Source organism: Xanthomonas sp. D-36-1, from assembly GCF_017746155.1.
Taxonomy (GTDB): Bacteria; Pseudomonadota; Gammaproteobacteria; order Xanthomonadales; family Xanthomonadaceae; genus Xanthomonas; species Xanthomonas cissicola.
In genome coordinates, this window is the sequence record NZ_JAGHWR010000095.1 from 1 (window position 1) to 10,976 (window position 10,976).

Genomic DNA, 10,976 nt, shown 5'->3' on the forward strand with positions numbered 1-10,976 from the left:
TTGATCAGACCTTCCTTAGCAGGCATTCAGGGCTTTGCGCCTGCAGCTAGCTGAGATCGCGGCCATTGCAGCAGCGATGAATTACTGTAGGTGCTCCCACGCGATGAAGTTTCTGCAAGCAAACGTCCACGAAGGCCGCTAATGGCTAAGAGCAGCCAGCGAGCACGAGCTGCGGTTTGCGATTGCGCCCGAGGCCGAAGCCCGCCCCGTGTTCCAACAACGGCTAGACCCGTTTCCGGGACTTGGCATCCTGGAGCGGACAGCCGAACTGAGGTGACGGCTTAATCCACCGAGGCGCCCGAATTCCTGACAACCTGCAACCGCTTCGCCCCCCCATCCTCGAGGAGGCTAGCAAACGCGGGCACAGTGCCGCCCAGGGATTAGGGGATTGCCTCCTGATCGATCAGCGACTGCCGCAACAGACGGGGCACAAACATAGCCGCACGGATCGTAAAAACCCTCTCTACTCGTCAGCACTCCGAAGCTCAGCAAGCTCTTACAGCACGGCCCGAGACAGATATAAATAGACTTGCTTTTGGGCAGCCGAGGCTGACGAAGCCGACTTTGGGGTTCAGCTGGGACATGGAAGCAGGAGCCTGGGAAACGGAGCGGCCTGGGGCCTGAGCGGGTCAATTATAGCGGTGCGGGGGCGGCGCTCTGAACCGCATGCCGCGCAACGCGGGGCCATCTTAGCGGAACCCTCACCTTCACCCCCGCCGATCCGGTCGATAATGCGCGCCTCCCCGGACTGCAGCAGGAGTTTCCATGGGTCACTGGACCACGCTCGACACCCCCGACGGCCAGGTTGCCGCCTGGCACGCCACGCCCGCTTCCAGCCCGCGCGGCGGCCTGGTGGTGATTCAAGAAATCTTCGGCGTCAACGAACATATCCGCGCAGTGGCCGACGACTACGCCGCACGCGGCTATGAGGTGCTGGCACCGGCCTTCTTCGATCTGGAAGAAAAGGACGTGCAGTTGCCGTACGACCAGCAAAGCCTGCAGCGCGGCCTGGCGCTGGCCAATGCGGTGGGCCTGGAGCGCGCCGTGGAGGTGGTGAAATCCGCTGCCACCCTGCTGACCCGCGCCGGCAAGGTAGGCACGGTGGGCTACTGCTGGGGCGGCTCGGTCGCGCTGCTGTCGGCAATTCGCCTGGGACTGCCGTCGGTGAGCTACTACGACGGCCGCAACACCCAGCTGCTGGACGCCCCCCCCAAGGCGCCGGTGATGTTCCACTTCGGCGAGCGCGATGCCAGCATTCCGCCCGAAGCGATCCAGGCCCATCGCGAGAAACTCCCGCAGATGGAGACCTTCGTGTATCCGACCGGGCATGCCTTCAACCGCAGCATCGACCCCACCCACTACGACGCCGACAGCGCCGAGCGCGCATTGGAGCGCACCCTGGGCTTCTTCGCGGCGCATCTGGGATGAGCGACACCGCACCGGGCACGCCTGCGGGCGGTTTCCTGCTCGATCCGCGCCTGGCGGCCGACACGGTGTTCGTCGCCGACGGGCCGCTGTCGCAGGTGCGGCTGATGGACGACGCCCGCTTCCCGTGGCTGGTGCTGGTGCCACGGGTGGCCGATGTCAGTGAGTGGATCGATCTGGATGGTGGCCAGCAGCGTTTGTTGATGGCCGAAATCAACCAGCTCTCGCAGTTGCTGCGCGCCGAACCTGCGGTCAGCAAGCTCAATATCGGCGCGCTGGGCAATATCGTGCGGCAGCTACACGTGCATCTGGTCGGCCGTCACCCCGGCGATGCCGCATGGCCCGGGCCTGTCTGGGGCAGCGGGAGTGCGCAGCGCTTTGTGCCCGAGACGTTGCAGCAGCATGTCGCGGCGTGGGCGCAACGGCTACGATAGGCGCCTGTCCTTCAACCAGTCTTCCGCATGAAATCCAATGTCGTCGCCGCGCTGATCCTGATCCTCGTCGGCCTGCTGTTCCTGGCCAACAACCTGGGCTGGACCAATCTCAGTCTTGGTCGCTTGATCGCCACCTGGTGGCCGGCTGCGCTGGTCGCTTGCGGGATCGGCATGCTGTTCGGGCGCGGCAAGTAGGTGAAGCTGGGCCTGGGGAGTTGGGAGTCGGAATTGGTCAGAGCTGGCCATCGGCGCTGCTGACCCTCCAGCCGATGGGCGGATTGACGCTTGCGAGTTGATGTGCGGTGCTGCGCTCGGGTGGCGCAGTTGCACCGAATGAGGCGCCCGACATGACGTTTGTCATCTGCGATTGTTGACTTCCGGCACCTGATCGTGGGGCGCATCGGGCGCAGCATGGCCTCATACCCAACGAGGACATCGCCATGAACTACCGTCTGATCCCCGCCCTGTTCCTGATTGTCATGGGCGCGCTGTTTCTGCTGGACAACCTGGGGCTGGCCCATATGGATGTGGGCAACCTGATTGCGACCTGGTGGCCGGTGTTTCTGATCGCCGCTGGCGTGCGCCACCTGCTGCGCTACCGCCAGAAGGCTGCTGCGACCTGCTGAAGGTCACGGCCGCGCCATTGCACCAGGAGCGGCCAAAGACCCGGCGAGCAGCCGTCAGACGGGCATGGACGAACCGGAGTGCACGCGTGGCACATGCCGATTCCGAGTATCGGTCGCGCCCGCCTGGCGGCGAGCGCAGTCGTTTCGGTCGCTGCTTCAAGTACGCGGCAGGGTTACGCCGGTCTGGCCCTGATACTTGCCGCCGCGGTCCTTGTACGAGGTCTCGCAGACCTCGTCGGACTGGAAGAACAGCATCTGCGCCACGCCTTCGTTGGCATAGATGCGCGCCGGCAGCGGCGTGGTATTGCTGAATTCCAGGGTCACGTGGCCTTCCCACTCCGGCTCCAGCGGGGTCACGTTGACGATGATGCCGCAGCGTGCGTAGGTACTCTTGCCCAGGCACACCACCAGCGTGTCGCGCGGGATGCGGAAATATTCCACGGTGCGCGCCAGTGCGAAGCTGTTCGGCGGAATGATGCAGACATCCGATTCGATATCGACAAAGCTGCCGGGATCGAAGTGCTTGGGATCGACGATCGTCGAGTTGATATTGGTAAACACCTTGAACTCGCGCGAGCAGCGTACGTCGTACCCGTAGCTGGAGGTGCCGAAGCTGACGATGCGCTGCCCGGCAGCATCGTGCTTGATCTGTCCAGGCTCGAACGGCTCGATCATCGCGTGCTGTTCGGCCATGCGCTTGATCCAGCGGTCGCTCTTGATGCTCATGCGGTGTTCCTTGAAGACGGAAGGCGGCGGGCCGAGCGGCCCGCGCGAAGACGGCGAATTCTACCAGCGGCCGGCAGCTGCAGCCGGCCGGCCGCGTTACAGCAGCGATGCCGAAATCGGGATGCTGGCGCGTGGGCGCTTGCCCAGTTCCTCGGCAAGCCGCGTCGCCGCCGCCAGGTAGGCCTGGGCTGCCACCGACTCCGGCGTGGCTACCACGATCGGCTGACCCGCATCGCCCTGTTCGCGGATCGCAATCTCCAGCGGCAACGAGCCCAGCAACGGCACGCCGTACTGCGCCGCCATGCGCTCGCCGCCGCCTTCGCCGAACAGATGCTCGCGGTGACCGCAGTTGCTGCAGGTATGCACGGCCATGTTCTCGACGATGCCGAGCACCGGCACCTCGACCTTCTCGAACATCTTCAAGGCCTTGCGCGCGTCCAGCGTGGCGATGTCCTGCGGCGTGGTGACGATCACCGCACCGGCCACCGGAATCTTCTGCGACAGGGTCAACTGGATGTCGCCGGTGCCCGGCGGTAGGTCGATCAGCAGATAGTCCAGGTCGTCCCACAGGGTGTCGCTGAACAGCTGGGTCAGCGCGGACGTCGCCATCGGCCCGCGCCAGATCATCGGGGTGTCCTGATCGACCAACAGGCCGATCGACATCGCCTCGATCCCGAACGCGCGCAGCGGTTCGATCGACTTGTTGTCCGGGCTATCCGGCCGGCCGCTCAGGCCCAGCATTGCCGGCACGCTCGGCCCATAGATATCGGCATCCAGCACACCCACCCGCGCGCCCAGCTGACGCAGCGCCAGCGCCAGATTCACTGCAGTGGTGGACTTGCCCACCCCACCCTTGCCCGACCCCACCGCGATGACATTGCGGATGCGCGGATGCGGCGCCAACGCGCCCTGCACCGCATGCGCGGCGATTCTGCGTTCGCCGGTCATGCGCCAACCGCCTGCGCAACAGCGCGCGCCGCCAAGAAACCACTTTCCACCATCGTGTTCATCGCCTACCCAACATGTCGTGTGCCACCGCGAGCAACGCGAACATCGCTTTGCGCGGCATCAAAAGAAGGGCGTGAGTGTACCGGCTCGGTCGGAAGCAACTGGCCGGTTCGCTCGCGCGACCAAATGCGCGCGCAGTCACTGCGTGACATTCAGTGACAAATTTCGCAAACATGGACACAAGATTAAACAATTGTTACGTTCAAAACACAGTTCAGCTGGCGCTCAGCGAACACAACTATGCAAATCGAATCTCAGCAAGGAATCTGCGAAATCATGTCGAGCCGTACCTCGCAACGCATCCGTCGCCACCGCCTTAGTACTGCACTTTTCGGCGTACTGGCCGCAGGCAATGCCGCCGCCCAGTCCGAAAACGGGGTCGCACCCGATACGACCGATCTGGACAAGGTCACCGTCACCGGCTCGCGCATCGCACGTACCGGCTTTGTCACGCCTTCGCCGGTGACTGCCATCAGCGCCGAAGAAATCCGCGCCACCGGCGCGACCACCATCAGCGACTTGATGGCGCGTATGCCGGCGCTGGCGCCGAGCTACACGCTGGGCAACTACACCCGCTTTATCGGCACTGCCGGCCTGGGTCTGCTCGATCTGCGCGGGATGGGCGTTGACCGCACGCTGGTGCTGGTCAACGGCCGTCGCCACGTGGGCTCCAGCCCGGGCTCGACTGCGGTGGACGTCAACACCATTCCAGTGGAATGGGTCGAGCGCGTGGAAGTCATTACCGGCGGCGCGTCGGCGGTGTACGGCGCCGATGCCGTTGCCGGCGTGGTCAATTTCATCCTCAAGAAATCGTTCACCGGTTTCGAGACGCGCGCGCAAACCGGCCTGGCCGACGAAGGCAATTACAACCGCTCATTTGCCAGCTTTTCTGCCGGCACCGATTTCGCAGGCGGCCGCGGCAACATCGCGGTGTCCGGCGAATACAGCAAGCAAGATCGCTTCGGTCGCGGCAACCGCGCCATCGGCCGCGAGTACCTGGTGAGTGTGCCCAACCCCGCGTTTGACCCCACCCTTCCGCCGAGCGAGCGCAACCCGCAGAACGTGCTCAGCGGCCCCGGTGGCAACCATTCGACCTCCTACGGCGGCACCTTCAATCTGGGCACGTTCGATTTCCGCAACCCGGCAAGCTACGGCAACCGCTATCTGTTCAACGACGATGGCAGCTTCCGTCGCAACCGTTACAACGGCACGGTGGTGAGCAACACCTCGTGCGTGGATTGCGATTTCGTCGACCTCAACGCGGTGGCCGACCTGCAGCCCGGCTTCGATCGCAAAAGCGTCAACACCATGATCAACTTCGAGATCAGCGAAAACCATCGCGTGTTCTTCGAAGGCAAGTACAGCGAAACCGATTCGGAATTCTTCGGCCAGCCCGCATTCGACAGCTCGCTGCGCGTGCGTCGTCAGAACCCCTATGTCAGCCCCGAACTCGGCGCCCTGATGGATTCGCGCGGCGCCACGCAGATCCTGATGAACCGCTTCAATGTCGATGCCGGCCGCCGCGGCGAAAACATCGAACGCAAGACCTACCGCGCCGTTCTCGGCGCCGAAGGCAACGTCACCGACAACTGGACCTACGATGTGTCGGCCAACTACGGCAAGACCACGGTGGACCGCCTCAACCTCAACAACCGCATCAACGAACGCTGGCAGGCCGGCATCGACGCCGCACGCGATGCCAGCGGCAGCATCGTCTGCCGCACCACGCTGGATCCGACTGCGGTGAATCCCCACACCGGCCGCGTGTACTCGGCACTGGCCCGCGAAGGCTGCATGCCCTTCAGTGTCTTCGGTAACGGCGCGGTCGCCCCGGAAGCGGCCGCGTGGTTCAACACCACCGCGCGTTCGCAAGCCAGGATCCAGCAGACCGTGTTCAGCGCCTCGGTGGCCAACAGCAACCTGCTGTCGCTGCCGGCAGGCGACATCGGCTTCGCCGGCGGCGTGGAATACCGCAAGGAACAGAGCGAGGAAGTCACCGACCCGTTGGCCGCGTCGGGCGCGACTTTCCTCAACGCCATCCCGAACAGCGGTGGCGACTACAGTGTCAAGGAAGTGTTCGTCGAGAGCACCATTCCGTTGCTGGCCGGCCTGCCGGGCGTGGATCGTCTGGCCCTGGACGTTGCAGGACGCTATTCGGACTACAGCAGTATCGGCTCGACCAAGACCTGGAACATCGGTCTGGACTGGACCATTATCCCGTCGCTGCGGTTGCGTGGCACCCTGGCCCAGGCGGTACGCGCGCCCAGCATTGGCGAGCTGTACGACTCGCAGAGCGAAAACTTCGCCACCATCAACGACCCCTGCAATTACCTGCCCACCAACATCAACCGCCCCGGCACCGCCGGCGATGTGGCGTTGCGTCAGGCCAACTGCAGTGCGCTGGGCATTCCGGTGGGCTGGATCGACACCTACACCGCGACCCGCCCGGGCGTGAGCGGCGGCAATCCGGAACTCAAGCCGGAACGCGCGCGCAGCCTGTCGTACGGCCTGGTGTGGCAGCCGGAGTTCTTCGAAGGGTTCGGCATGTCGATCGACTACTGGCGCATCGACCTGCGCGATGCCATCGGCGCCGTGACGGCGGAGACCAATGCCACGCGCTGTGTGGATAACCCCGGTGGCATCGGCAATAGCTTCTGCGGTTTCGTGCAGCGTGCACCGCTGGGTGGTTTCACCGACCCACAGGGGCGCATCTATCCCGAACACAGCATCATCGGGTGGCAGGCGCTGAATGAAAACCTGGCGCGTTCGCGTCGCGTGGGCGTGGATCTGGAAATGGACTACCGCTTCCAGCTCGGCCAAGGCAATACCGTGCTGCGGTTCGTCGGCACCCGCCTGATCCAGTCGCGCGAGTGGGTATTCCAGGACTTTCCGCAGGAATACGACGAGTACGTGACCTACGTGACCGACCCGCGCTGGCGTGCGCAGTTCCAGACCAAGTACAACTGGAACGCGTGGCGCGCGTCGTGGGACATGAACTACGTGGACGGCAACCTGCGCGTGACCCCGGAGAGCTATAACAGCAACCCTGGCTCGGCCAGCCCGATCAAGAACGGCTCGTACGTGTATCACAACGTCCAGTTCGGCTATCAATTCCCCGGCTCGAAGATCGACGTGTACCTGGGCATCGACAATGCCTTCGACAAGGATCCGCCGCGCAACTACTTCGGCTCGGATTTCACCTCTGCGCTGTACGACAACGTGGGCCGGTTCTTCTATCTGGGAACGACAGTGCGATTCTGACGGCCTCACGCGTATCGAAAAAGCCCCGCTTGTCGGGGCTTTTTTGTTGCGGCCTGGCGACGCGATGGATCTTCGCTCGCGGCTAAAAACACCCAGGAACGTGCGATCTGGTCGAGCAGGTCGTGCAATCTGTATCGAACGTAACCATTAATTGGCAAGCCCGCTCCAGGTCGTTTGCCTAGGTGTGCAACACAACGCCACTTTGTGCCGAATTCCTCACTTCCGATGCGGATTCGAGTTATTTCATTAACAAATCATGTCAGATGCTTGCACTCGGTAGCAGGCATTCATTACGTTCGGGTTAAGGCCATCTGACTCCCCGATGACCGCCCTTATCCGAACTCCAGTTGAAAGGTCAGGAATGAGCAATCAGTTTCGTCGCCAAGTCCTCAAACGCACCGCCCTTGCTGTCGTGCTCGGTGCTTGCCTAACCAACGGCGCGGTCTACGCGCAAAGCACCACCGGCAGCATTTACGGCAGTGCCCCGTCCGAAGCCGGCAGCACGATCGTCGTGCAGAGCGACACCGGTCTCAGCCGCACCATTACGGTGGATGCAAATGGCCGCTACAACCTCGGCTCGCTGCCGGTGGGAGCCTACACCGTCACCCTGAAGCGTGGCGATCAGGTGGTCGACACCCGCAAGAATGTGCAGCTGCGCGTCGGCTCGGGCACCGAGGTCTCCTTCGCTGGCGCGGCCGCATCGGGCGGCAATGCCGATGCAACCACGCTCGGTGCGATCACCGTCACCGCCGCAAATGCACCGAAGATCGATGTCAGCTCCACCAGCGCGCGCTCGGTGATCACGTCCGAGCAGTTGGCTACCTTGCCGCTGGGCCGTAGTGCGGAAGCGATTGCCCTGCTGGCGCCGGGTGCGGTGTCGGGTGCAGGCGCATTCAACAACGGCTCGCGCTCCGTAGTGTCTTTTGGTGGCTCAGGCGTCACAGAAAACGCTTACTACATTAACGGCTTCAACGTTAGCAACCCGCTGAGCAACCTCGGTGGCGTGAGCTTGCCGTACGGCGCCATCGACCAGCAGGAAACATATACCGGCGGTTACAGCGCCAAGTACGGCCGTTCTACGGGTGGTGTCATCAACCAGCTCGGCAAGCGTGGCACCAACGAGTGGCATTTTGGCGTGCAAACGGTGTGGGAGCCGGACTCGCTTGCGAGTTCGCGAGGAGACGTGTGGTTTCCAAATGCAACATTGCCTGCAGGATATAAGTACGACACGCCTGACCAGCCAGGCACGCTATATCGCGCCGGCAAAGACAACAAGCAGACGCGGACTGTCTACAGCGCCTATGCAGGCGGCCCCTTGATCGAAGATCGGCTCTTCATCTTTGTGGCTGGCGAATCGGAGAAGGTTGACGGCGTCAGCACCAATGCCAGCAGTGACTCCATCCAGGCGCGCAACAATTACGAGTACAGCACGCCGAAATTCTACGGAAAACTGGATTGGAACATCAACGATAGCAATATCGTTGAATACACTCGAATCCAAAACACCGACAGGCGAAGCGGTTACTACACAAGCTTTGACTACGACGGTCTTGTAGGTGGTGACCGCACAGGCACATATCCCGACACCTACAAAATCAAGGACACCTACGACGTTTTCAAGTACACCGGCTATATCACCGATGACTTGACCTTGAACGCAACCTGGGGCCGCAGCACCCAGCACAACCAGCAGTTCAATCCCTTCATTTCCGACCTTCCATTCCTGGGAAGTGTGACGAGCCAGAATCCGGCCATTACTGGTGGTACGCCGATCCGCAACAATCAGGCTACCAATCGGGCAAAAGCTGATGATCCAATCAATAAGAGCCGCAGCTTGAGGCTGGAATTGAATTATCGGCTGGGGGACCACGACCTGACTGCAGGTGTGGACAACATGTATTTCAACGCCTATGACGAGGGCGTACGCACCACGGGTCCTGGTTACCAGTGGATCTATGGTCGAGCAGCCGACGAGCAGACGGCGGTGCGCCCGGGCCTCGGGGTCGGTGTCACCGGCCCTGGCTCGAATGGTTATTACGCACAACAGCGCATCTTCACTACAACGACCAGCATGGCAGTCGAACAGAAGGCGTACTATTTGGAAGATCGTTGGCAGGTTAACGATCGATGGTTGCTGACCTTGGGTATTCGCAATGATCAGTTCACCAACTACAACAGCGACCATGTCGAATACGTCGATAGCGGTGACCAGTGGGCACCGCGCTTCGGGGCAAGCTGGGATGTCTTCGGCGATTCTTCGCTGAAAGTTTTCGCCAACCTTGGCCGCTATTATCTTGCACTCCCTAACAGCGTGGCGATCCGCGGCGCCTCGGCTTCGACCTATACCGATGAGTACTTCACTTACACAGGTATCGATGCCAATGGCGAACCGACGGGCCTGACACCCATCGGGCCGGGTCCTGTTTCATCCAATGGCGAGTATGGTCAGGCACCGGACCCAAATGCTTTTGCCCCGACCGATCTGAAGTCGCAATATCAAGACGAATTCATCCTCGGCTTTGAAAAGACCCTGGGCGAAAGCTGGAACTCCGGCGCCAAATTCACCTATCGCAAGTTGCAGAGTGCGATTGACGATGTATGCGACACCGCGAAGATTGCAGACAAGCTCACAGCAAGCGGCATTGATGCTGATGCAGTCGAAATTCCTGGCTGCGTGATGTTCAATCCCGGCAAGACCAACACCTATGACTTGGCCAATGCTGATGGATCCGGCTATACCCAGGTGCGGATGTCGCAGCAAGACTGGGGCTTCACTGACAAGGCCAAGCGAAGCTATGTCTCGGTCGACTTATTCCTGGAACATCCATTCAACGAGAAGTGGTATGGCCGCGTCGATTACACCTGGTCACACAGCTATGGCAACACTGAAGGTCAGGTTAAATCGGATCTTGGCCAGGCAGATGTGTCCAAGACTCAGGACTGGGATGCCGCCGCACTGATGTATTACGCGGGCGGAAGCCTTGCCAATGACCGTCGCCATCAACTGAAGGCCTTTGGTGCCTATCAAATCAGCCCAGAGTGGATGGCGTCGGCCACGCTCCGCGTGATGTCTGGCACACCAAGAACCTGCCTTGGTTATTTTGAAGATGGACTGGACCCGATCAGCTACGGATCCGCATACCACTACTGTGGTGGCCAACCCTCTAGGCCTGGCGACGCAGGTCGCACGCCCTGGATCAAGAATCTGGATCTTGGCGTGACCTATCGTCCGTCGTTTGCCGACCACAAGCTGGCTGTCGGCCTACAGGTCTTCAATGTGCTGAATGACCGTAGCGCCAATCGCGTTGATGGCGTCTATGAAACCGATCCGGGCCTGGTGTCCAACACCTATGGCATTGGTCTGCAGGACTACAGCTACAACACGCCGCGTTACCTGCGTCTCTCTGCTTCCTACGACTTCTAATCGCAGGACCCTGGAGGCGTCCATGCGACGCTTCCAGGGATCACGTTATTTAGTCCGCCCTGAACAACTCGC

The 10,976-nt window shown here is 61.6% G+C and carries 8 protein-coding genes; 6 read left to right on the forward strand and 2 right to left on the reverse strand.

The annotated features are described in order from the left end of the window. Window positions 1-765 precede the first annotated feature (765 nt). The 4 genes from J7367_RS20490 (at window position 766) to J7367_RS20505 (ending at window position 2,485) form a co-directional block, all read left to right on the forward strand. Window positions 766-1,428, forward strand: coding sequence for a dienelactone hydrolase family protein (locus J7367_RS20490; protein ID WP_057661481.1), 663 nt, complete (start codon window positions 766-768; stop codon window positions 1,426-1,428). After that, the gene (locus tag J7367_RS20495; protein ID WP_057661482.1) at window positions 1,425-1,859 is read left to right on the forward strand and encodes an HIT family protein; all 435 of its coding nucleotides are present in this window, start codon (window positions 1,425-1,427) and stop codon (window positions 1,857-1,859) included. The genes J7367_RS20490 and J7367_RS20495 overlap by 4 nt, the downstream gene beginning before the upstream one ends. 27 nt (window positions 1,860-1,886) lie before the next feature. Continuing rightward, entirely contained in the window at window positions 1,887-2,054 is a 168-nt protein-coding gene (locus tag J7367_RS20500; RefSeq protein WP_003486900.1) for a DUF5668 domain-containing protein, read from the forward strand. 245 nt (window positions 2,055-2,299) lie between these two features. Continuing rightward, window positions 2,300-2,485, forward strand: coding sequence for a DUF5668 domain-containing protein (locus J7367_RS20505; protein WP_022559000.1), 186 nt, complete (start codon window positions 2,300-2,302; stop codon window positions 2,483-2,485). 156 nt (window positions 2,486-2,641) lie between these two features. Here J7367_RS20505 and dcd read toward each other — a convergent pair whose 3' ends face one another. Continuing rightward, entirely contained in the window at window positions 2,642-3,211 is a 570-nt protein-coding gene (dcd, locus tag J7367_RS20510; RefSeq protein ID WP_005912996.1) for a dCTP deaminase, read from the reverse strand. A 96-nt stretch (window positions 3,212-3,307) separates the two neighbouring features. Continuing rightward, window positions 3,308-4,159, reverse strand: coding sequence for an iron-sulfur cluster carrier protein ApbC (gene apbC, locus J7367_RS20515; RefSeq protein ID WP_007963958.1), 852 nt, complete (start codon window positions 4,157-4,159; stop codon window positions 3,308-3,310). Window positions 4,160-4,495: 336 nt separating this feature from the next. Here apbC and J7367_RS20520 point away from each other — a divergent pair, with 336 nt between their 5' ends. Next, entirely contained in the window at window positions 4,496-7,480 is a 2,985-nt protein-coding gene (locus J7367_RS20520) for a TonB-dependent receptor (RefSeq protein ID WP_057661484.1), read from the forward strand. 361 nt (window positions 7,481-7,841) lie between these two features. Then, a complete protein-coding gene (locus tag J7367_RS20525) occupies window positions 7,842-10,904 on the forward strand; it encodes a TonB-dependent receptor (RefSeq protein WP_007963962.1) in 3,063 nt (1,020 codons plus the stop codon). Window positions 10,905-10,976: the final 72 nt, after the last annotated feature.